Annotated in this window: 19 protein-coding genes; 15 read left to right on the forward strand and 4 right to left on the reverse strand. The window is 61.0% G+C overall.

The genetic code is table 11. From position 1 onward, the window contains the following. The first annotated feature begins 12 nt into the window (after window positions 1-12). From glmM to OSA81_11320, 13 genes are all read left to right on the forward strand, one after another. Window positions 13-1,398 carry a phosphoglucosamine mutase gene (gene glmM, locus OSA81_11260; protein MDE0899587.1) on the forward strand — a complete coding sequence of 462 codons (1,386 nt, stop codon included), beginning with the start codon at window positions 13-15 and terminating at the stop codon, window positions 1,396-1,398. 86 nt (window positions 1,399-1,484) lie between these two features. Continuing rightward, a complete protein-coding gene (glmS, locus tag OSA81_11265) occupies window positions 1,485-3,320 on the forward strand; it encodes a glutamine--fructose-6-phosphate transaminase (isomerizing) (protein MDE0899588.1) in 1,836 nt (611 codons plus the stop codon). A 238-nt stretch (window positions 3,321-3,558) separates the two neighbouring features. Continuing rightward, a complete protein-coding gene (dtd, locus tag OSA81_11270) occupies window positions 3,559-3,999 on the forward strand; it encodes a D-aminoacyl-tRNA deacylase (GenBank protein MDE0899589.1) in 441 nt (146 codons plus the stop codon). Between the two features lie 16 nt (window positions 4,000-4,015). Next, window positions 4,016-4,612, forward strand: a complete 597-nt coding sequence (locus tag OSA81_11275; protein MDE0899590.1) for a Maf family protein — start codon at window positions 4,016-4,018, stop codon at window positions 4,610-4,612. Window positions 4,613-4,631: 19 nt separating this feature from the next. Then, window positions 4,632-6,149 carry a glycerol kinase GlpK gene (glpK, locus tag OSA81_11280; GenBank protein MDE0899591.1) on the forward strand — a complete coding sequence of 506 codons (1,518 nt, stop codon included), beginning with the start codon at window positions 4,632-4,634 and terminating at the stop codon, window positions 6,147-6,149. A 78-nt stretch (window positions 6,150-6,227) separates the two neighbouring features. Then, window positions 6,228-6,662: a cytochrome c maturation protein CcmE gene (locus OSA81_11285; protein ID MDE0899592.1), complete on the forward strand. Its 435-nt coding sequence runs from the start codon at window positions 6,228-6,230 to the stop codon at window positions 6,660-6,662. A 3-nt stretch (window positions 6,663-6,665) separates the two neighbouring features. Beyond that, a complete protein-coding gene (locus tag OSA81_11290) occupies window positions 6,666-8,741 on the forward strand; it encodes a heme lyase CcmF/NrfE family subunit (GenBank protein MDE0899593.1) in 2,076 nt (691 codons plus the stop codon). 16 nt (window positions 8,742-8,757) lie between these two features. Further along, entirely contained in the window at window positions 8,758-9,192 is a 435-nt protein-coding gene (locus tag OSA81_11295; GenBank protein MDE0899594.1) for a zinc ribbon domain-containing protein, read from the forward strand. Then, on the forward strand, window positions 9,189-9,956 hold the full coding sequence (ccmA, locus tag OSA81_11300) for a heme ABC exporter ATP-binding protein CcmA (GenBank protein ID MDE0899595.1): 768 nt from the start codon (window positions 9,189-9,191) through the stop codon (window positions 9,954-9,956). The genes OSA81_11295 and ccmA overlap by 4 nt, the downstream gene beginning before the upstream one ends. Further along, window positions 9,953-10,633, forward strand: a complete 681-nt coding sequence (locus OSA81_11305; protein ID MDE0899596.1) for a heme exporter protein CcmB — start codon at window positions 9,953-9,955, stop codon at window positions 10,631-10,633. The genes ccmA and OSA81_11305 overlap by 4 nt, the downstream gene beginning before the upstream one ends. Next, window positions 10,634-11,326 carry a cytochrome c biogenesis protein CcsA gene (gene ccsA / locus OSA81_11310; protein ID MDE0899597.1) on the forward strand — a complete coding sequence of 231 codons (693 nt, stop codon included), beginning with the start codon at window positions 10,634-10,636 and terminating at the stop codon, window positions 11,324-11,326. 19 nt (window positions 11,327-11,345) lie between these two features. Then, window positions 11,346-11,567, forward strand: coding sequence for a CcmD family protein (locus OSA81_11315; GenBank protein ID MDE0899598.1), 222 nt, complete (start codon window positions 11,346-11,348; stop codon window positions 11,565-11,567). A gap of 86 nt (window positions 11,568-11,653) precedes the next feature. Further along, window positions 11,654-13,012, forward strand: coding sequence for a hypothetical protein (locus OSA81_11320; protein ID MDE0899599.1), 1,359 nt, complete (start codon window positions 11,654-11,656; stop codon window positions 13,010-13,012). Window positions 13,013-13,020: 8 nt separating this feature from the next. Here the strand turns inward: OSA81_11320 and OSA81_11325 are convergent, their stop codons facing one another. The 4 genes from OSA81_11325 to OSA81_11340 form a co-directional block, all read right to left on the reverse strand. Further along, window positions 13,021-13,452 (reverse strand): hypothetical protein, encoded by a 432-nt coding sequence (locus tag OSA81_11325; protein ID MDE0899600.1) that lies wholly within the window; start codon window positions 13,450-13,452, stop codon window positions 13,021-13,023. A 110-nt stretch (window positions 13,453-13,562) separates the two neighbouring features. After that, window positions 13,563-14,873 carry a TIGR04283 family arsenosugar biosynthesis glycosyltransferase gene (locus OSA81_11330; GenBank protein ID MDE0899601.1) on the reverse strand — a complete coding sequence of 437 codons (1,311 nt, stop codon included), beginning with the start codon at window positions 14,871-14,873 and terminating at the stop codon, window positions 13,563-13,565. Further along, window positions 14,870-16,354, reverse strand: coding sequence for a DUF547 domain-containing protein (locus OSA81_11335; protein MDE0899602.1), 1,485 nt, complete (start codon window positions 16,352-16,354; stop codon window positions 14,870-14,872). Before OSA81_11335 ends, OSA81_11330 begins: the two co-directional genes overlap by 4 nt. Beyond that, the gene (locus OSA81_11340) at window positions 16,342-17,754 is read right to left on the reverse strand and encodes an FAD-dependent oxidoreductase (GenBank protein ID MDE0899603.1); all 1,413 of its coding nucleotides are present in this window, start codon (window positions 17,752-17,754) and stop codon (window positions 16,342-16,344) included. The genes OSA81_11335 and OSA81_11340 overlap by 13 nt, the downstream gene beginning before the upstream one ends. Before the next feature lie 328 nt (window positions 17,755-18,082). Here OSA81_11340 and recA point away from each other — a divergent pair, with 328 nt between their 5' ends. Both recA and alaS read left to right on the forward strand, forming a co-directional pair. After that, the gene (gene recA / locus OSA81_11345) at window positions 18,083-19,165 is read left to right on the forward strand and encodes a recombinase RecA (GenBank protein MDE0899604.1); all 1,083 of its coding nucleotides are present in this window, start codon (window positions 18,083-18,085) and stop codon (window positions 19,163-19,165) included. A gap of 108 nt (window positions 19,166-19,273) precedes the next feature. Beyond that, window positions 19,274-21,916, forward strand: coding sequence for an alanine--tRNA ligase (gene alaS / locus OSA81_11350; protein ID MDE0899605.1), 2,643 nt, complete (start codon window positions 19,274-19,276; stop codon window positions 21,914-21,916).

Consider the following 21,916-nt stretch of genomic DNA (forward strand, 5'->3'; position numbering starts at 1 on the left):
AAACGAGGACTTGTGCCACTTCATCTTCCCGAAGACCTCATGGTCAGTGTGTCCGGCGTCCGCGGACGTGTGGGCGAACCACTCACTCCTGAGCTCATAGCGGGCGTAGCCGCTGCCCTCGGTGTCCACCTCCGCGAGATAGAGAATGGGCGGACGATGGTGCTTGGCCGTGACTCGCGAGTCTCCGGGCCGATGTTCTCACGTGCCGTGACTGCGGCCCTCCAATCCGTCGGTTGTAACGTGGTCGACCTGGGTGTCGTCCCGACTCCGACGGTGCTCATGGCGGTTCGAGATTTGGGGGCAATCGGGGGAATCAGCGTTACCGCGAGTCACAATCCGGCCGAGTGGAATGCCCTGAAGCTGGTATCCAGTGAGGGGATCTTTCTGGACGCCGATCGGTCCATGCAGTTCCACACCTATCTGGCTGAGAAGGACCCTCCTCGTGCAGCCTGGGACGACCTCGGAGTTGTCACCCAAGATACAGAGGCTTGGTCCCGCCACTTCGCACGCATCCTCGAACTGCCTCAAATCGATGTGGAGCTGATTCGGGCCGCTCGTATCAAGGTGGCCGTCGACTGCGTCCATGGCGCAGGGGGACCGGTCATTACGGAGCTACTTGAGCATCTTGGGTGCGAGGTCGTCGGAATCGGAATGGAGCCGGACGGATGGTTCCCGAGAGATCCGGAGCCCACTGCGGCTAACCTCGCAGACCTCGCGAACCTCGTGTCTGAGAGCGGTGCGGCGATCGGACTCGCGATTGATCCGGACGTGGACCGCCTCTCGTTGGTTGACGAACTCGGGCGACCCATGGGTGAAGACCTGACCCTCGCGCTTGCCGCTGCCGCTGTCCTGCGGCGCACTCCGGGGCCGGTGGTGACGAATCTCTCGACGAGTCGTGTCGTCGAGGACGTAGCGGAAGCATTCGGTGCTGTGTGTGTGAGGGCACCGGTCGGCGAGGTCAACGTGGCCCGTCGGATGCAGCGGGAGAACGCCGTGGTCGGTGGAGAAGGGAACGGTGGCGTGATTCTTCCCGCGCTCCACCATACGCGTGACGCTCCGCTCGCTTCGGCCCTGATTCTTCAGCACCTCGCTGAAGAATCAGTTACGCCTTCGGAGGCGGCGGCTCGGTGGCCCTCCTACGACATCGTGAAAGAAAAAGTCTCCTTCCCGAGGGAAGCGCTCACCGACGGTTACGCAGCCTTGGCCGCGGATCTCGGTGCGGAAGCACGTGACGATTCCGATGGGCTGCGGCTCGAATGGCCATCGAAGAAGGCATGGCTGCATGTGAGACCGTCAGGCACAGAACCAGTCGTGCGACTCATCGCGGAGGCTCCCGACGCGGTGTCCGCACAGAGACTTGTGGATCGCGCCGGGGATCTGCTTTCTGGGGTGGTGTAGGCGAACATCTGAGGTGACATCTAGTTGTTGTTTGGGATCGCCCGACTTTCGGGTGCCAACGGACTGAACCCGGAGGACATACACCGATGTGCGGTATCGTCGGATACGTAGGACTGAGGGAAGCGACCCCCATATTGCTCGCCGGGCTAAAGCGCCTCGAATACCGCGGTTATGACTCGGCAGGAGTCGCGCTGCTGAGTGAGCAGGGTGTCGTCGCGACGAAGCGCTCCGGCAAGATCCGGGAACTCGAATCGGCGATCGGCGAGGATCCGTCCACAGCAACCTGTGGCATCGGGCATACTCGCTGGGCCACACACGGGGTGCCGAATCAGTTGAATGCTCACCCGCACCTGTCAAATGCCGGGGATATCGCCCTCGTTCACAACGGCATCATCGAAAATGCCGATGTGCTCAGGAGCCAGCTCGTGTCGGAGGGATACGAGTTCAACTCCGACACCGACACCGAAGTCGTCGTCCATCTGATCGACTCCCTGTGGAAGGATGGGGAGCCGATGGAGAATGCGGTCGCGGCCGCACTTCGGCGGGTCGTGGGCGCCTACGGTATCGCGGTGGTGTCTTCTCGGGACTCCGATAAGATCGTGGTGGCTCGACACGGCAGTCCACTCCTCATCGGAGTCGGCGAGTCGGGCGAAATGCTCGTCGGGTCCGATGCCGCAGCGGTGATCGAGCGGACGCGCGAAGTCGTCTACCTCGACGACGGGGACTACGCGGTCCTTACGCCGGACGGGTACCGGACCTTCCACGTGGAGGGGCACGAAGTCGAACGCGGCGTGCATCAGGTCACCTGGAATCTCGAGTCAATCGAGAAGGGTGCTTACGAGCACTTCATGCTCAAGGAAATCTTCGAGCAGCCAAGCAGTATCGCCGACGTTATGAGAGGTCGCCTTCTCCCGGACGACGGTAACGCTCGACTTGGTGGAATTATTGAGCATCAGTTCGATCTCGGCCGAATTCAGCGCATCATCGTTACCGCGTGTGGAACAAGCTGGCATGCCGGCCTCGTCGGTGAGTACATGCTTGAGGAACTCGCCCAGATACCGGTCGCAGTCGAATACGCTTCTGAGTTCCGGTACAGGAATCCGGTACTCGAGGAGGGTACCCTGGCGCTCGCGATCAGCCAGTCAGGCGAGACTGCCGACACCCTGGCCGCGCTCAAGGAGGCAGCCCAGCGCGGACTCACGACGATGGGGGTGGTCAACACTGTCGGGTCGACGATCGCCCGCCAGACCGACTTCGGCATGCATCTGCATGCTGGGCCGGAGATCGGAGTCGCCTCAACGAAAGCGTTCACGAGCCAGCTCGTCGCGCTCGCGCTCTTCACGCTCTTCATGGGCCGTCGACGTGGGATGTCTGCCGCGCAGGGCATCGACATCGTTCAGCATCTCCAGGCGCTGCCTGGCCAAATCGAGGAAGTCCTGAAGCTCAATGACGAAATCAAGGACCTCGCATCGAACTATGTGGAGGCTCAGAATTTCCTGTATCTGGGCCGCGGGTATCAGTTTCCGGTCGCTCTCGAGGGCGCATTGAAACTGAAGGAAGTGAGTTACATCCACGCCGAGGGCTATCCGGCCGCGGAAATGAAGCACGGACCGATCGCATTGATCGACGACGACATGCCGGTCGTGGTCCTCGCTCCGCGGGATCCGATTTATTCCAAGGTCGTTTCCAACATCGAAGAGGTGAGAGCTCGAGCAGGTCGCATCATCGCAGTCGTCAGTGACGACGCCCCCGAGCTCCAGGGCAAGGTCGATCACATGATCAAGGTCCCTCACACCCTCCCGCACCTTCTTCCGGTTCTCACGACGATCCCACTTCAGCTGCTAGCTTACCACGTGGCAGTGATGCGCGGTGCAGATGTCGATCAGCCGAGGAATCTGGCGAAGTCAGTGACGGTGGAGTAGAACAAAACAGCGAATTTAAAGGAGATAATTATTGAAGGGTTAGCAGTAATAGGATTTGTTTTTGGTTTGGCAGCACTAAGCAAAGTTGTATTGCTTGAAAAACAGTTGAAAAAAAAGGAGTTCTAGAACAGGACGATAAGAAAGAGTAATTCACTGTTCCAAAACACTCAGTAAACGTGGAGTTGAACAAAACAAGGAACCAGTGACTTAAAATGAATCAGACCGGAGACATTGAGCCGTGAAGGTCGTTCTGCAGCGAGTCACCCGCGCAGAGGTTCGCGTGGAGGGTGCCGTGGTAGGGTCAGCTGGGCGCGGTCATCTTCTTCTGGTGGGTTTCACGGAGGGAGACAGCGTCGAGGACGTTGCGTGGATGGCCGAAAAAGTCGTAGGCCTACGTGTTTTCCCAGATGACGAAGGGAAAATGAACCGCTCGTTGGCCGATGTGAGCGGAGATCTGCTCGTGGTCAGCCAGTTCACGCTCTACGGAGACACGCGAAAGGGGAGGAGACCCAGTTTCGTCGACGCGGCACGCTCCGAGGTTGCGGTGCTGCTCTACGAAGCTTTCGTTTCAGGGCTCCGGGAGAGGGCGTGTGGTACCGTGGAGACCGGAAAATTCGGTGCTGATATGGCGGTAGACCTGGTGAACGATGGGCCCGTCACGCTCATTTTGGAGCGGTAGCTCTGTGGGATCGGTCATGCGACTCGTTCTGGCTTCCCAGTCTCCGCGGCGAGCTGATGTGCTGCGCCAGCTGGGCCTTGACCCTGTGGTGCTCCCTGCCGATGTAGATGAAGCCCTTCGGGAGGGCGAGTCCGCCGAGGCGTACGTCGAGCGACTGGCCAAGGAGAAAGCTATGGCCATTGCGGCCACCGAGACCGACGCCTTGGTAGTCGGTGGCGATACGGTCGTGGTGAACGATGGTGAGATCCTGTCGAAACCGGATAGCGCTGAGGGTGCGGTCTCCATGCTGATGCAGCTTTCGGGCAGCGACCACGAGGTCCTGAGCGGCATTGCGCTCGCCGGTCCACGGGGCGTGGTCAGCACGGTGGCTCGAACGACCGTGCGGATGCGTCACTATGATGAGACAACGGTGAGGGCATACGTGGCTACAGGCGAGCCCTTCGATAAAGCCGGTGCCTACGGAATTCAAGGGCAGGGTGCGGCGTTGGTCGCATCGATCGGCGGCGACTACTATGCCGTGGTTGGTTTCCCCGTCGGAGCCTTCCTCGACCTCTTGGTTCGCGGTGGCTGGAGATTCGGTTTCGACGGTGTGAAAGCGGCGGACAACGACTGAGTCTCCATCGCCGGATTTTATGAGCACACCTGCAGTACTCGCGATCGATCAAGGCACCACGGGCACAACGTGCCTCGTAGTGGCTCAGGACGGTCGCATTCTTGGACGGGGATACTCGGAGTTCACCCAGCACTTTCCTCAGCTCGGATGGGTCGAGCACGATGCGCTCGAGATATGGGACGTGACGTGTCGGGTCGCGCGGGCCGCGCTCAACGACGCTACCGACGCCGCTGTGCAGTCGATCGGCATCACGAATCAGCGAGAGACGGTGGTACTGTGGGACCGCGAAACGCTTGAGCCGGTGCACCGGGCTATCGTCTGGCAGGATCGTCGCACAACCGACCTGTGTCGGGTACTAAAGACAGAAGGACATGAGGCCGAGGTGCGCAGACGAACGGGATTGGTACTCGATCCCTACTTCTCCGGGACCAAGGTGGCGTGGCTTCTGGAGCGCGCCCCCGAGCTCCGTGCACGTGCAGAGGCAGGTGAACTTGCCATGGGCACGATCGACAGCTGGCTGATCGCACGTCTTACCTCAGGCGCGTCTCATGTCACCGACCCCACGAACGCGTCGCGGACGCTCCTCTTCGGGCTTCAAGAGGCCGCTTGGGATCCCTGGGCACTTGATCTCCTGGGTATCCCTGACGCGATCTTGCCGACGGTCGTACCGAGTGCAGGAGACTTCGGGATGGCGGATGTGAAGCATCTCGGCATTGAGGTTCCCATCGGGGGGGTCGCGGGCGATCAGCAGGCGGCGCTCTTCGGACAAGGGTGCTGGACATCCGGTATGGCGAAAAACACCTATGGAACCGGAGCTTTTCTTTTGCTCCACACAGGAGCTGAACCTGTGGCCTCGAGCCACGGCTTGCTCACCACGGTCGCGTGTGACCGGAAGGGAGGACTCGCCTACGCGCTCGAGGGATCGGTCTTTATCGCGGGTGCGGCTGTGCAGTGGCTCCGTGATGGGCTCGGGCTTCTCGAGAACGCCGCCGAGTCTGAACAAATGGCCCAGAGTCTCCCCGATACCGGTGGGGTGAGCTTTGTGCCGGCGTTCGTGGGGCTTGGCGCCCCGTATTGGGAGCCGGACGCACGGGGTGCGATGTTCGGACTGACTCGTGGAACGACTCGGGCGCACCTCGTGAGAGCGGCCCTCGAGGCGATGGCTTTCGGTACAGCGGAGGTCCTGGAGGCGATGGAGGCCGACTCGGTTTCTGAGACCTCGGAATTACGCGTCGACGGAGGGGCTGCTCACAACGACTGGCTCATGCAGTTCCAGTCAGATCTGCTGGGCGCGCCCGTGCGCCGCCCTGCGATGGTTGAGACTACTGCCCTCGGAGCCGCGGGATTGGCGGGACTTCAGGCCGGTGTGTGGGCGTCTGCCGAGGACTTTCGTGAGGCCCAGGGCGAGGGTACACGCTTCGAGCCCGCGATGGGTTCTAGCGATCGCATCGCCCGCATGTCCGAGTGGAGGCGAGCGGTACGTGCGACGATCGGGTGGGCGAACGATGCGTCAGACCCGGGAAAGTTTGGCGGGTAGGGGATTTACCGGACTGTTCGGCATTGTGGATATCCCACTAGATTCACCGAGCCTGAAATACCCTTCGGGGAGTATAAAATGAAAAAGAATGGTCGATTCATGGTGGGCCTCGTCGGCGTCGCCGCGGTGGTCACCTACCTGATCTGGACTGGCGTCAGCGAAACGATGGTTTACTACCTGACCCCTATCGAATTGATGGAGCGCGTCGAAGCGGATCCGTCCTTCCACGACGTCGGCGTGAAGGTCGGAGGCATGGTCGTTCCGGGTAGCTACTCGCGAGTGAAAGGTGAACTCCTTCATGTATTTACGGTACATGACCTCGTAGATGACGCGATCACATTTCGGGTCGAGTATCGAGACGCCCTTCCTGATACGTTCACAGACGAGATCGAAGTCGTGCTCGAGGGAAGACTCCGAGCCGATGGGGTGTTTGAGGCGACCACGCTCCTCACCAAGTGCGGTAGCCGTTATGAAGCTGCGCCCGAGGATCTCATGACCGAAGGCGTCTCCTAGCAGATGACGATTCTCGGGGAGGTCGCTCTCTGGATGTCGCTCCCCGTTGCTGCGTGGGGCATGGTGCTCGGATACGCCGGCGGCCGGACCCAGCGGGGCGACCTCGTGCTCAGCGCAGAGCGGAGCATCTATGCGGTGTTCGGCCTGCTTACGCTTGCGTCAGCCGGGATCGTGGCGGCGTTTGTCGGCGATCGGTTCGAATATTGGTACGTGTCGAACTATTCCAACGCAGACCTCGAGATTTTCTACAAAATCACGGGTCTCTGGGCCGGACAGCGCGGGTCCCTGCTGTTCTGGGCGCTGATTCTCGGGTTCTTTTCGTGCATCGCGATGTACAGCAACAGGCGCAAGAATCGTGAGTTCATGCCTTATGTGGCTGGCGTACTTCAGACGATCCTCCTGTTTTTCATTGTGGTGCTGCTGTTCGCGGAGGTGAATCCGTTTGAACGACTACAACTGAACGGCATCCCGTTCACCCCGGCGGACGGGCAGGGGTTGAATCCTCAGCTCCAGAACTACTGGATGACGATTCATCCGCCCACGCTCTACCTGGGCTTCACTTCCTTCACGATCCCATTCGCATTTGCCGTCGCGTCGTTGCTCAACGGACGACTCGATGCACGCTGGATTCAGCTGACGCGCCGCTGGATTCTCACCAGTTGGCTATTTCTGTCCGTGGGAATCGTGTTCGGAATGCGCTGGGCGTACGAAGAGCTGGGGTGGGGTGGTTACTGGTTTTGGGATCCGGTCGAGAACGCCTCGCTTCTTCCATGGCTCACAGCTACTGCGTTCCTGCATTCGGTTCAGATTCAAGAAAACCGAGGCATGTTGAAGGTCTGGAATATGTCACTGGTCCTGATGACGTTCCTGCTTACGATTTTTGCCACGTTCCTGACAAGGTCCGGACTCATTGAGTCTGTGCATTCCTTCGCTCAGGAAATCAAGATCGCGTACATCTTCCTCGCGTTCATGAGTACTGTTCTGGTAGCGTGTATCGTGCTGATTCGGTACCGGCTCCCGCAACTGCGGTCCGAGAACCAGATCGAATCGTTTTTCTCACGTGAGTCAGCGTTTCTGTTCAACAACCTCATGCTGCTCGGCGCCGCCTTCGCAGTGTTGTGGGGGACGATGTTCCCGCTCATCTCAGAGGGCTTCACGGGCCAGCAGATCAGTGTGGGCCCGCCGTTTTTTGAGAGAGTGAACTTCCCAATCGGTTTGATTCTGCTCGGGCTGGTCGGCGTAGGGCCGGTGATCGCCTGGCGCAGAGCGACCCGGAAGAATTTGCAAAAGAACTTCGCGACTCCCGTGGTCGTGGGGCTCGTGACGGGCGCGGCACTCTGGTTCTCGGGTGCCAGGCATGAGCTGGCCCTCGTTACCTGGAGCCTGTCGGCGTTCGTGCTGACGGTGATCTTCACCGAATTCTGGAAGGGCACGCGTGCCCGAGCCCGCATCGAAGGGGAGGGTTACGCCCTCGCGTTCTACCATCTCATCAGCAAGAACCGTCGGCGCTGGGGCGGATATATCGTGCACGTCGGCTTCGTCAGCATGTGTGTGGCCTTCGCTGGGGCAGCTTACAACTCGGACGCGCGCTTCAATGTTCAGCCCGGAGATGTGGTCGAGGTAACCTCGCCGTTCGGACATTCATATCAACTGACGTATGAAGGGCTGTCCGTGTCGATTGGACGAGGTGAGCGCAACCTGCTCTGGCAGGCCATTGCGACCGTGTCTGTGTCTCAGGACGGGGTGCCGAAGGGAATTCTGATCCCGGAGAAGCGTCAGTATACCAACCGAAATACGCAGCCGATGACGGAGGTCGATATCCGCTCGACTCTCCGGGAGGACCTGTACCTGATCTTGTCGGCGACCAATGACATTCAGGGAGCGTTAGCGAATGACCCCGGGGCTCAGGGGATTGATCTCCAGGTGCTCATTAAGCCGCTCGTGAACTGGATCTGGATCGGTTGCATCCTGCTGGCGCTCGGCACCGTGATCGCTTTGTGGCCGAGCGTTGATCTGCGCCGAACCGCCGAGGTGGCGACAGTCGAACCGGCCGAACCCGCGTTAGCGGGAGCCGACTGACCGAGGAGACGAATTCATGACGCTCTACCTCGGTGTGGCGCTGGTTACAGCGGCCGTCGTGCTCTTCTTGCTTCAGCCAGTCGTGAAAGGCCTCCATGCATCCCTAGACCGCGAGGACGACGAACTTACGGAGACCGAGGCCCGCAAACGCGTAGCGTTGCTGGCGCTGAGAGACGTCGAATACGATTTCCTTTCCGGGAAGTTGGACCAGGAGGACTATCGTTCTCTGAAGGCTGATCTGACTGCCGAGGCCCTGGCCGCACTTGAGGCGGACGAGGCTTCTCGTACACGGGACCCCGCAGGGGACGCGGATGTCGAGGCCGAGATCGCCGCGATCCGCCAAGGACTTCGAGCCGGGACGGCGTGTTCTTTCTGCTCGTACACCAACGTGGACGGTAGTCGGTTCTGTTCGGCATGCGGTCAGGCACTCGCGGAGACTGCACCTACATGAGCCCCTCGGCGCCCTACTCTCCGAGCGGTGTGGATACAGATGCCCCGACCGAGAGTCCCACCTTGGAAGCAATCGACCTCGTGAGAGAGTACGGGCCCGTGACCGCTGTCGATGGCGTAGACCTTTCCCTGGACACGGGTGAGTTTCTGACGATCTTCGGGCCCAACGGAGCAGGGAAGACGTCCCTACTCGGTATGCTCGCTGGAGCGACCCGCCCGACCAGAGGAGAGGTCAAGATCTCCGGTCTTCCGATTTCCCTTTCCGAGCACGATTGGCGCTCGAAGGTCGGGATCCTGTCTCACCGGGGATTCCTCTATGCGCGGCTAACGGCCGAAGAGAATCTACGGTTCTACGGGGAACTGTTTGGCCTGGATGACCTCTCCGATCGCATCGCTGAACACCTGGAGCGAGTGGGCCTTGCGGATCGAGCCCGATTCGAGGTGCGACAGCTGTCGCACGGAATGCGCCAGCGACTCTCCCTAGCCCGCGCCCTGCTTCACGACCCCGACGTCGTCTTTCTCGATGAGCCCTACACGGGGCTCGATCCATCCGCCGCAGGCCTACTGCGCGGAGTCCTGAACGAGTTGAAGGACGGGCGCCGCACTGTAGTCATGGTTACGCACAACCTCACCGAGGGTCTGCAGATGGCTACTCGGGTGGCCATCCAGGTGGGTGGGCGTTTCGTGTGGGAGCAAGATGCAAGTGACATCGACTTCGCCGGCTTCGAACGGCAGTACCATGCGGTGGTGGAGGCGCGTTCATGAGCGCCTACTTCAGGCAGGTCTGCGCGATCGTGAAGAAGGATGTTCTTCTCGAGGTCCGCTCGCGAGATCGCATCACGGCGATGGGCGCGTTCGCCGTCCTGGCCGGAGTGCTCTTCAATTTCTCGATCGATACGACGACCACGCGCCCGCAGGACGTGGCGGCTGGCCTGATCTGGATGACACTGATCTTCGGAGGCCTGCTAGGCGTAGGCAGGACGTTTCACCTGGAAGCTCAGGATGGAGCGTTCCAGGGTGTCCTCACGTCTCCTGTGCCCAAGGATGCGATTTTCCTTGCCAAGGTGATCGCAAATTTCACGTTGCTCTACGCGGTGTCGCTGCTCGTTCTTGGTGTGTTTGCTCTGTTTTTCTCTCTGGACATCGGCCCGAACCTTCCTTGGATCATGGTGATCCTAGCTCTGGGTTCACTGGGCTTCGTGGCGCTCGCCACGTTGTTCGCGGCCGTTTCGACGGGAACGACGATGGGTGAGACTTTGTTGCCAGTGCTCGTTTTTCCGCTCCTCGTGCCCATGGTGGTGTTTGGCGTGGGCTCGACGGGGCGCCTCATGAATGGGCGTCCGTTCGACGAGGTCGAGGGGAATGTCAGAATGCTCGGAGCCTTCGCGTTTGCGGCTGTAGCCGCGGGGGCTGTGCTCTTCCGTTACGTCGTGGAGGATTGAATGTCGACCGCAGGTGTTCGTAGGGGTGCAACCGGATTCACGTTGCTTGGTCTCGCCGGACTTATTGGTCTCTTCTGGATGTCCTTCTTCTGGGTTTCGACCGAGGTGAATCAGGGCATAGTACAACGTATCTTCTACGTGCACGTGCCAGCCGCGTGGACGTCGTTTCTCGCCATCGGTATCGCTGCGCTGTGCAGCGGGGTCTACCTCTGGTTGAGGGACGAGAAACTTGACCGTGCTGCGGTGTGCGCGGCTGAGGGCGGCCTGGTATTCGCCACGATCGTCCTGCTGACCGGGCCGCTCTGGGGCAAGATCGCTTGGGGTACCTACTGGAACTGGGAGCCGCGCCTGACGCTGACTCTGCTTCTCTGGTTCGTCCTCGTTGGCTACTTCATGGTGCGAAACGCCACAGAAGACCCGGAAAAGGGGAAGCGATTCGCCGCGGTCGTCGCGATCGTCGGCGCGATCGACATTCCCTTCATTCATCTCAGCGTAATCTGGTTCCGCTCGCTGCATCCGGAACCCGTCGTGGCGAAGCCAGACGGTCCGACACTTCCAGGTGACATGCTTGCGACACTCATGGTCGGTCTCGGAGTGTTCACACTGCTCTTCTTTGGTCTCTTCCTTTTTCGCTACGCGCTCGAGGGACTTCGTTCTGAAGCCGATCTTCGCGCTCGCCGCCCAACCTCTTGAACCGCTCATGACACCTTCCATGATTCGCCGCGTCCTGTTTCTGGCAGCCGCGCTCGCCGCGGTGTGCTTCGTTGGTGCGGCAGATGTATCGGCGCTCCAGTCGCCCGCGCTCGGCCAGCAGAATCTTCGCCCCTATTGGCATGTCTTCGCGGCCTACGCAATCGTGATCATCGTCATTGGCGGATGGGTTGTTTCCATCGGTCGCCGTCTCCGCCAAGTCGAAGACCGGCTGGTCGATTGACCTCAGCGCGCGCTGTGATGCGGGCACTCATGTTACTGGTCGCAGTGTCTTTTCTTGGGCCTTCGCTACGTGCCCAGACTCCGACGATGCCGAGCACACTCCGGTATGGCTCGGGCCTTATGGATATTCCGGTATCCAGCGTCCTGCCTCACAGGCAGATCACGGGGACATTCTCCGGATTCTTCTCGCAGATCGGCCAGCGGGTGGAGATCGATGAGACTGGTCAGCCGTCCGGGTACGGCCCGGGCCGTGATGATTTTTTCACCGACGGCTCATTCGCGATCGGTCTATACGACCTCGCGGAGGCTGGCATCACGATGCAGTCCCTGGCGGGTGCCGACGACGGAGGGAACGTCTGGGGACTCTTCGGCCGAGTCCGCCTCTGGGAGCCGGTCGATCAGGGGTTGGGATTCGCTGTGGGTGGACGGTACCTGACCAGTCCCACCTTCGGGGACGATGTGGTCTATGCGCCGGGCCGCCTTGGCTTTGCCGACGACCGGCTCCGCGAGGGCTACACTGGTGTGCGTGGAATACACTCGAATGTGTCGATGTATGCTGTGGCCACCGCCTATCTGCGCGGGTACGACGGGGGCGTTCTGCCCGAAAATGACATGACGTTCTCTGCCGGATATGGCGGCGGGATGTTCAGCGAGGGAGGGGAACTCGATTTCTACTCCGACGGGCACGCCAACGGCTGGTTTTTCGGGACCGCCCTTCATGTTGGGATGGGGCAACGGTCTCAGTTGACGGTTATGGCCGAGCACAACGGCTTCGACATCAATCTCGGCGCCCAATACGAGTGGGCTGGGGTGCGTGTCGGTGTCCAGTACCTTGCAGCGAATCACGAGTGGCCGACCGCGGGGCATGCCTCCGAGTACCAGAAGCCGAAATTCGGCATCCTTGCCTCTATCGCAATTTGTCCGAATGAACCTGGCCTGCGATGTCGCCCCCGGATGATGCAGCGGACGGAACCTGATACGATCTTCATACCTCCGCCTCCGCCGGACACGGTCATCCTCCGAGTCGCGGATAGCAACGCTCCTGTATTGCAGGGAACACCAGCCGAGGTCTGTCTGGCAACGGGGCAGAATATTGCGGTCGAAGTCACAGCAGCCGGGGACACGTTGCTGGGGGGAGCCAAGATCCCCATTCGTCAGCTACGACCGGCGCTCGTCTTTGCCGGCGCGTATGCGGGAAACGCATTTTGGTACCAGGACCGTGAGGTCATCATTTTCGAGGGCGGTGATTTTGGCCCGTCCGACGACACCTTCCCGATTGACTGCAACCAGATTTTGCGTGTTGGGGTGTACCAGGGGGTCTCGGTGTTCGCGGTGATCAACTCCGCGCGCCCATTCAACGTCATCTTCATTCCAGTGCGACCGGGGGTCTGGCATCGGTACGAGCGGGGGCTCAGGCTAGCGCCCCAGCCGTCAGATCTCGACTGAGGAGCGAGCTAGCGGGCGACGCGCTGCTCGAGTACTCGATTGCTTGCGTTTAGAACCGCTTTCACTGCCGCACTGGGCAGGTCGGTTTCCAGCTCACACGGTGCCGCACCCAGTAATTGATAGGTATCGACCCCTGCGCTCCCGTGGATCCGGGTCACCACGACCCATCCGTCGAAGGCCTTCACGGCCTTCACGCCAATCACTTCGAGCTCAATCTTCTGCGTGCGCTCGCCCTCCGTGCTGGCGAGCATCGCGATGAGCGCCGCTTCAGACGCGGCTTTGATAATGCTTTGCTGTGTCTCAAGGCACGAGACGGTCCGCTCGTACGATTCTCCTCTCCATTCGAGCCTAACTGAGACCCGTCCAGAACCGTCAGGCGTCGTCACATGTTCAAGGCCGTCAAACCGAAGGCGAGAGTGAGCTGATTTGATCGTTTCCATTCGTTCTGGTTGTGGGACTGCGGGGCGGGGAGGGGAGACAATCCCAACCTGCGTCGGGCGCGTGACTGCTCGCAAGTCACGGTGCAATGCGCCTGCCTCCGGCCGACGAATCAGCGAGCCATCAGATCTTCAGGGACGTCGGCTAGCCGATCCACATCGGTCATCGGGTCGAGCAAGGAAACGGAGAGGCCTGCCCGGCCGGCCCGTTCCAGCGTAGAGTCGAGTACCTCGCGAGTGCTCCAGGGGATGTCCTCGAATAGCAGCGGGTGCTCATCGTCGAGCGCGACGAGGTAATACCCACCGTCGGTAGCCGGACCGAGGACCGCGTCAGCCCCTTCCAGCGCAGAGAAGGCCTTCAGGACCGTCGCGCGATCGAGATCGGGGATGTCGGTGCCGACGATGCACACGGAGTCTGCATCGACCAGACCTTCTCGGACTGCTTGTGCCATGCGGTCGCCCAGGTCTCCTGTGGATTGTGTTCTGAATTCGAGCCCTCGGGGATCGAGCCAGTTCTGTACCTCGCGCATCGATTCCTCGTCTGCAGAGGCTAAGTACACTATTAGGCGAAAGGGCCCGCCTCGGAGCGAATCCACGCTGTTGCGTCCCATCCTCCGATAGATCCTGACGGCTTCGTTGGACCCAACGTCCGCGGCGAGTCTCGTTTTCACGCGCCCTGGGAGCGGCGCCTTGGCGAAGACGATCACCGTGCGGTTTCCGCTACGCTGAGGGCGATACCAGCGGCTCAGCCAGCCAGGATCGACGCCGGCTCGGAACAAGGTCACGAGCAGGCTGTTTCGAGCGGCTGTCGCGAGGGGAAATCCCCTTGTATATCGACGGGCACTGGTGGTGATCACGGCCTCGAGCGGTATGCGCTGCGCTACGCGCTTCAGACGATCGACAATGCCGACATCCTCCATGATCGGCCAGTCTGGGTACCCGCCTACCTCTTCGTACAGCTCACGCCGCAGCAAGAGCCCTTGATCTCCGTAGACCAGTCCGAAGAGTCGTTCGCGCCATCGCTGGCCAGCCTCGATCAGCCGATACACACCGCGGGACCCCGCTAGTGCGAACTGGAGATAGGCGAACGCGCCGGAGGGGCCATCCGATACGAAGCGAGCGATCTCAGCACACGCGTCTGCGTCGACTCGACTGTCGGCGTGCAGGAACAGGAACCAACTCCCCGACGTAGCGTCGGCCCCTGAGATCAGCTGAGACCCACGCCCCTGCCGGCACGAAATCGAGCGGGCACCCCACTGCTCGGCGATGGCAAGCGTGCCGTCTCTCGAACCTCCGTCCGCAAGGACCACCTCGATGCTGAGCATCTCGCCCAGGTCACGCAGGTCGCCGAGGAGTGCAGTCAGGCAACTCGCTTCGTTCAGCGTGGGTATCACCACGCTCAGTGTCGGCCGCTTGGTGTTCAATTCCCCGTATCGTTCAGTGTCCAGTCGTACTCGAAGAATTCAATCTTGGTGTCCGGGTTACTGAGCAGTGCCGCAACGTCGGTCGAGGTGTACCGAGCGAAGAACTCGCGCAGCCCTTCCTCTCCTCCGAAGTCATCTCGAAACCAGTCGAGCACTTGGTTCAGGCGAATTGTACTTCTCTCGACCGAAAAGTGAGCTGGTGTGTCGATAAGCCGCGCTACTGCGCGGTCGAGTTGGGCGTCGAGCGATTCGGCCTGGTAGGCTTCCGGCCAAAGCACAGGACAGCTTACAGCAGCACAGTTCACCGCAAAGTGAATCCGCGGGTCCCCCATGGGGCGTATGATTCCGTGTTCCATGTCATCTTGGGACCGATCGACGCCGGCGATTCGACAGTGAGCGGCACTGAATACATCCGGAATTTGCCACACCGAGTTCACCGGACGGCCCGCTACCGAGTTGCGAATACGCGACAGGAGCCGCCCGTCTTTGGCAATCGGGTAGTTGTCTGCGACCAGACTGAGCATGCACGCATTGTAGGCGTTGATCCAGAAGGCCAGCTGCTCCTCGCGGGATGCCGCCTCAATCGCCTCGGCCTCGACGTCCCCTAGCGAGCTCAGGTACTGCGCGAGATCGGCCCGCAGCGCCACCAGCTGCGCGTAGTCGACGGCCGGCTGTGACACGACCTCGGCGAGGATCTCGGAGAAGGGCTGGTGTGACGGAAGAGTCTGGGCTTCCGTATGGATCGGCCTCAGAAGCGCGAGGGTCGTCAGCCCCACGACGGCTGCTGAAGCTCCTGGAACCTTCACGCCAAGTCGACGAGCGATTGCGGGGAGAAAACTGAGTAGAATCAACAGCGCGCCCGACAGGAGGACTCGGAGCAGCGCCTCACGAGATGCCTCGCGAGACCCGGCAAGCAGAGCATCGGCGAACATCGTATACACGATCGTACCCGGCAGAATTCCGATCGCGGTGGCGATCGCGTAGGTGCCCCAGGAGATGCTCGTTAGGCCCGAACCAAAGTTCAGCGCATTGAATGGGACCACCGGGATCAGTCGAAGCGAAAGGAGTCCCTGGAATCCGTGGCTTTCCGCTGCTCTGTCGAGGGCGTCGAGTCGACTCCCTCCGATATGTTTCACGCCGTCTCTCCCCAGCATCCGGGCGATGCCGAACGCTGCGTTCGCTCCGAGATTCGCACCGATCGTGGTGTAGAGCGAGCCCTGAACGACGCCGAACATGGCTCCCCCCGCCAGCGTGAGAATGGACCCCGGTATCGCAAACGCGGTCGCGAACGTATACGCCGCGATGTAGAACAAGGGCGCTGCCCGTGACGCACGGAGCCAGCTGATGGCGAGGTCGATACCGTCCCGGCTCAGGTAGGATCCCAGTGGGGTGAAGGCCACCAGGAGGCCGCCGCTCGCGATCACGCCCACGAGAGCGACGAGTCGCAGTAACGACCCTCTCGAACGGGTTACTTCAGCCATGAGATCACCTTGCGAAGAATGGTCCCGCTCATGCCTTCCAGGCGCGCACGCTGATACGCGTCCGAGGTCCGCTTCAGGACTTCTACCATCGTCGGGTAGGGGAAAATGGTCGTCGAGATATCCGACAGTTTCAGTCCGTTCTTTTTGGCCAACACCAGCGGCATCAACAAGTCTCCGGCATGTGATCCCATGATCGTGGCCCCGAGGATGCGTCCCTTCCGGTCAGCCGAGATTTTCACGAAGCCGCGCGCAGTCCCGTCCACGATCGCCCGGTCCAGGTCGTCGAGGCCGTACCTGTAGGTCGTCCCACCGATCTGTTCGGCTTCGGCTTGCAACAGGCCCACATGCGCGATCTCCGGGTCCGTGTAGGTGACCCACGGGACCGTCCCGTAATCGACCTTCGTGGTGCCGGGTAGCAGCGAATTGCGGAGTACGGTTTTGGCCATGTATTCGGCGACGTGAGTGAACTGAAGTCCTCCTGTGACGTCGCCGGCAGCCCAGACCGTGCGACTGCTGGTGCGAAGCCCCCGGTCTACCACCACAGCTCCCCGCTCGGTGCGAACCCCCGCCTTCTCGAGGTCCAGTCCCTCCGTCGCGGGACGTCGTCCGGTCGCCACCAGTAGTTGGTCCGCCGAAATACGTTCCCCCGAAGCCGTGAGCAGCACCTTCTTCCCGTCTTCCACCGTGACTTGGGTCACTTTGGTGTTCAACCGGACGTCGATCCCCTCCGACCGCAGGATCGTCAGCAGGGCGTCCGCTACATCTCGGTCTTCCTTAGGAAGGATGCGATCGGCCATCTCTACGACGGTCACGGACGCACCGAGCCGGGAAAGCATCTGTGCCATCTCGAGCCCGATCGGACCCGCGCCGAGCACGGCGATCTGGTCGGGCAGCGAATCAATCTCGAAGAGCCGGTGATGGTCGAGGTATCCCGCTTCGGCCAGCCCGGGGATCGCGGGTGCTACCGGAATCGCTCCAGTCGCAATCACGAAGCGTTTGGAGCGCATCCGTCCTACGCCCTCGACGTCCACTTCGTGGGGCGAAAGGAACCGTGCCGCCCCGAAATGGACATCCACGCCCATCTCTCTGAAGCGCTCGGGATCGTCGTGGTGTTCGACGACTCCCCGCGCCGCCCGCATGCGCGCCATGACGTCGGCGAAGGCATGCTTCGGTGCGGCTGAGGTAAGACCAAGATCGTCGGCATTGCGCATCGCGTGGGCAAGCCTGGAGGACGCGATGACTGCCTTGGAAGGAACACAGCCGGTCCACAGGCAGTCTCCGCCTAGCGCCGCCTTCTCGACCAGACCAGAACGCACACCGAGGTATGCACCCCCGGCGGCGGACACAAGGCCCGCGGTGCCTCCCCCAATGGCGATAAGGTCGTATTCCTGTGCCTTCATGAATGCGGTTTCCGGGTTTGGCCGTTGATCGTGGTTGGATTCGGGCGGTGCGTAGGATGTGCCGTCGCAATCGTCGCGTTCCGGGAGCCAATGCGCCAATCCACGGTCGTGTTCCGCGCACGGATCGGCGGTTCGGACGGGGCGGCCTGATCAATCGCCAAGGCTGTCCCTTTGAAGCATTCCGTCGTCCCGCGCCCCACAGTAGGTTCTGGGCGTTAAGGCGGGGTCCCGACGGACTTTCGCTTTCTCTTCGGGTTCTGTACTTTGCTCTCCAGATCCCGGAACTACCTAGTATCAGGCGAACGGAGGCAAGATGGCGACGGCGGAAATGGCTGGAAAGAAAGGCGAGGCCCAGAAGAAGAAGGCACTCGATACTGCGCTCACGCAGATTGAGCGTTCGTATGGCAAGGGCGCCATCATGCGGATGGGTGAGGATGGTGGTCCTCCGGCGATCGAAGCGATCCCTACAGGAGCGATCAATCTCGACGCCGCGATCGGGATTGGTGGAATTCCGCGGGGTCGCATCAGCGAAATTTATGGCCCGGAGTCGTCAGGAAAGACGACGATATGCCTCCAGGTGATCGCCAACGCACAGCGGTTGGGCGGAGTCGCTGCGTTCATCGATGCTGAGCACGCACTCGACATAGGGTACGCGCGGAAGCTCGGGGTCGACGTCGACAATCTGCTCGTCTCCCAGCCGGATACTGGTGAGCAGGCGCTTGAAATTGCCGAGGTCCTGATCCGGAGCAACGCGATCGATGTTGTCGTAATCGACTCCGTCGCTGCGCTGGTGCCCCGCGCCGAAATCGAAGGTGAAATGGGTGACAGCCATGTCGGGTTGCAGGCACGGCTGATGAGCCAGGCGCTCCGCAAACTGACAGGTGCCGTAAACCGGTCGAACACCTCGGTCATCTTCACGAATCAGATTCGTGAGAAGATCGGCGTAATGTTCGGAAGCCCTGAGACCACATCGGGCGGACGGGCCCTGAAGTTCTATGCCTCGGTGCGCCTCGACATCCGTCGTATCGGCGCCATCAAGGATGGCCAGGACATCACTGGAAACCGGACGCGCGTAAAGGTGGTGAAGAACAAATGCGCACCACCGTTCAAGCAGGCTGAGTTCGACATTCAGTACAACGAAGGCGTGAGTCACGCCGCGCTGCTGGTGGATATCGGCGTCGAGCACGAAATCGTCGACAAGTCCGGTTCATGGTTCTCGTATGGAGATCTTCGGTTGGGACAGGGTAAGGAGAACTCGAAAGTCTTCCTGCTCGACAATCCGGATATTGCCATGGAAATCGAGGTGCGTGTCCGTGAGGCGCTCGGATTGGGACCGTTGAAGGACGATCCCTCTGCCAATGATACGAAGGCGAGTGCAGATGGGGCTGCGGAGGTGTCCGCTACCGACTGAGTTCGGATCCGTAAGAAGCCTCGGGGGCCCCGGACGACAGATTCGTCCGGGGCCCTTACCTTTGGCGTCACCTCTACCTCCTGAGCGGCCTGAGCCGCTAATGATGCAATGAAGACTGCCGACATTCGCAGCCGCTTTCTCGAATTCTTCAAGGAGCGCGGACATGAGGTGCATCCGAGCGCATCCCTTGTCCCGAGCGATGACCCGACGTTGCTCTTCACGAATGCTGGGATGGTGCCCTTCAAACGGGTATTTCTCGGGCAGGAAGATCTGGGCTACAAGCGTGCGGCCTCATCCCAGCGCTGTGTTCGCGCCGGGGGGAAACACAACGACCTCGAGGAGGTCGGCATCACGACGAGGCACCACACCTTCTTCGAGATGCTCGGCAACTTTTCGTTCGGTGACTACTTCAAGACCGAAGCGATCAGGTTTGCGTTCGATCTTTTGACGAAGGAGTACGGCCTCGATCCAGAGCGTCTGTACGCCACTGTTCATCACACCGATGACGAGGCGGCTCAGCTATGGGCCGAAGACATCGGACTACCTGCAGAGCGGATCTATCGGCTGGGAGATAAGGACAATTTCTGGCAGATGGCCGATACCGGTCCATGCGGGCCCTGTTCAGAGCTGCACTACGACCTGCGCGAGAATCGCACGCCGGTGGCCAGCAGTGAGGAATTCGAGGAACTCAATGAGTCAGGCCAGATCGTAGAGCTTTGGAACCTGGTATTCATGCAGTTCGACCGAGACCCCGACGGGACGCTGCACCCGCTTCCGGCTCCTTGTGTCGACACCGGACTTGGGCTCGAGCGGGTGGCTGCTGTGCTGCAAGGAGTGGATTCCAACTACCACACCGATCTCTTCGAGTCGATTCTCGAGCGGGTCGCGGAGTTGGTTGGCCGCCCTTACGATCGTGCCGCCGAAGAGGGGGTCAGCTATCGGGTGCTCGCTGATCACGCGAGGGCCGTGGCGTTTCTCCTTTCGGACGGGGTATACCCGGCGAATGACGGTCGCGGTTATGTCCTCCGCAGAATTCTTCGCAGAGGTGTGCGACACGCCTGGCTGCTGGGACGCAGGGAGCCGACGTTGGTGGGCGTGGTCGGAGCCGTAATCGACACGATGCGCTCGGCCTACCCGGAACTCGAAGAGCGTCGGGAGCACATCGAAAGTGCCACCCGAGCCGAAGAGGAGCGTTTCCTTTTGACGATCGAGGGCGGCATGCAGCGGTTTTCGGAACTCGCGTCAGGTGACGGAGGGGAGATCCCAGGGGAAGAAGCCTTCAAGCTCTATGATACCTTCGGCTTCCCGCTGGACCTCACGCAGCTCATCGCGGAGGAGAAGGGATACTCGGTCGACGTACTTGCTTTCGAAACCGCACTTGAGGCGCAGCGGGCCCGGTCACGAGCCGATCGCGCCGCCGGGAGTGTCGGCGGTGTGGTAGAGGACAACGGTGAAGGGTGGACGACGCTCGGGAACGGCGAACAAGCGTTCGTCGGATATGAGTCACTCTCCGTGGAAACGACGGCCCTTCGCTACAAGGATACGGCCGCTGGTCTGGGCCTTTTGCTTGCTGAGAACCCGTTCTACGTGGAGAGCGGCGGACAGGTTTCTGATGGTGGCACTGTCCAGGGGCAGGGCTGGTCCATGGAAGTGGAACGGCTCGCAAAGGTACTGGGCGGCACTGCTGTCTTCGGCAGGGTCAAGGGCTCCTTCCCTGGTGAGGCTCGCACACTGACGGTCCGCGCTGAGGTGCCGCGCGGCTTACGCAACGACACGGTTCGCAACCACACTGCGACTCACCTGCTGCACGCGGCGCTCCGCTCGGTCCTCGGCGACCACGTCGCTCAGAAAGGATCGCTCGTTGCTCCGGACCGACTTCGCTTTGATTTCGCCCACAACGCTCCGATGACCGATGAGGAGCGAGGCAAGGTTGAGTCGATCATAAATGACGAAATCTGGGCCAATCATCCCGTCCAAATTGCGACCCGATCATATGACGAGGCAGTCGCGGCAGGAGCGATGGCCCTTTTCGGTGAGAAGTACTCTGATGTGGTGCGCGTGGTGAATGTCCCGGGGGTGAGCATGGAACTCTGCGGCGGAGTGCATGTCCGGAGTACGGGTGACATCGGCCTCTTCCGCATCGCGGGTGAGTCCGGGGTGGCCGCTGGAGTGCGCCGGATCGAAGCCCTGACGGGTCGGGGCGCTCATGGATACTTCGCCGAACAGGACCGGACGCTTCGCGAGGCCGCAGTCGCGTTGAAGACGCAGCCCGACAGCCTCGTTAGACGGGGGGAGGAATTGCTCGCAGAGAAGGCCGAACTGGAATCGCTCCTGGACGAACTGAGACAGGGCGGTAATGGAGGAGAGTCCGTCATTCTCGAGGAAACAGTTGCGATCGACGGTGGTGGCTCGAGCTCCTATCGCGGAGTCCGATTGCGCGCTCGCGATATCGACGACGCGAGGAAGTGGGGCGACGCGTTCCTGGCGGCAGGCGAAAGTGGTGTGGCTGTGCTGGCAGCGGAGTTGCCGGGGGACAAGAAGGCTTTGTTCGCCTTCGTAACCGACGATATGATCTCTCGTGGGGTTAGTGCTGACGCAGTTGTGAGGGAGGTTGCGGCGCTCGTGGGTGGTCGGGGAGGAGGTCGACCGCACATGGCTCAGGCGGGTGTGGAAGATCCTGCCCGCTTGGACGAAGCTCTGAATGCGGGTGCCGTCGCGGTGCGCACGCTACTGGGCGGCGAGAGCGCGTAG

The sequence above is a fragment of the Longimicrobiales bacterium genome (genome assembly GCA_028823235.1).
GTDB lineage: Bacteria > Gemmatimonadota > Gemmatimonadetes > Longimicrobiales > Gaopeijiaceae > UBA2589.

Excerpts from the sequence above, each read along its gene's own strand:
- OSA81_11340 (MDE0899603.1), bottom strand. The coding sequence starts at position 17,754 with ATGAAGGCACAGGAATACGACCTTATCGCCATTGGGGGAGGCACCGCG.
- OSA81_11320 (MDE0899599.1), top strand. The coding sequence starts at position 11,654 with ATGCCGAGCACACTCCGGTATGGCTCGGGCCTTATGGATATTCCGGTA.
- glmS (MDE0899588.1), top strand. The coding sequence starts at position 1,485 with ATGTGCGGTATCGTCGGATACGTAGGACTGAGGGAAGCGACCCCCATA.
- ccmA (MDE0899595.1), top strand. The coding sequence starts at position 9,189 with ATGAGCCCCTCGGCGCCCTACTCTCCGAGCGGTGTGGATACAGATGCC.
- glpK (MDE0899591.1), top strand. The coding sequence starts at position 4,632 with ATGAGCACACCTGCAGTACTCGCGATCGATCAAGGCACCACGGGCACA.
- OSA81_11325 (MDE0899600.1), bottom strand. The coding sequence starts at position 13,452 with ATGGAAACGATCAAATCAGCTCACTCTCGCCTTCGGTTTGACGGCCTT.
- ccsA (MDE0899597.1), top strand. The coding sequence starts at position 10,634 with ATGTCGACCGCAGGTGTTCGTAGGGGTGCAACCGGATTCACGTTGCTT.
- OSA81_11285 (MDE0899592.1), top strand. The coding sequence starts at position 6,228 with ATGAAAAAGAATGGTCGATTCATGGTGGGCCTCGTCGGCGTCGCCGCG.
- OSA81_11305 (MDE0899596.1), top strand. The coding sequence starts at position 9,953 with ATGAGCGCCTACTTCAGGCAGGTCTGCGCGATCGTGAAGAAGGATGTT.
- recA (MDE0899604.1), top strand. The coding sequence starts at position 18,083 with ATGGCTGGAAAGAAAGGCGAGGCCCAGAAGAAGAAGGCACTCGATACT.
- OSA81_11295 (MDE0899594.1), top strand. The coding sequence starts at position 8,758 with ATGACGCTCTACCTCGGTGTGGCGCTGGTTACAGCGGCCGTCGTGCTC.
- OSA81_11335 (MDE0899602.1), bottom strand. The coding sequence starts at position 16,354 with ATGGCTGAAGTAACCCGTTCGAGAGGGTCGTTACTGCGACTCGTCGCT.
- OSA81_11275 (MDE0899590.1), top strand. The coding sequence starts at position 4,016 with ATGCGACTCGTTCTGGCTTCCCAGTCTCCGCGGCGAGCTGATGTGCTG.
- OSA81_11290 (MDE0899593.1), top strand. The coding sequence starts at position 6,666 with ATGACGATTCTCGGGGAGGTCGCTCTCTGGATGTCGCTCCCCGTTGCT.
- OSA81_11315 (MDE0899598.1), top strand. The coding sequence starts at position 11,346 with ATGATTCGCCGCGTCCTGTTTCTGGCAGCCGCGCTCGCCGCGGTGTGC.
- alaS (MDE0899605.1), top strand. The coding sequence starts at position 19,274 with ATGAAGACTGCCGACATTCGCAGCCGCTTTCTCGAATTCTTCAAGGAG.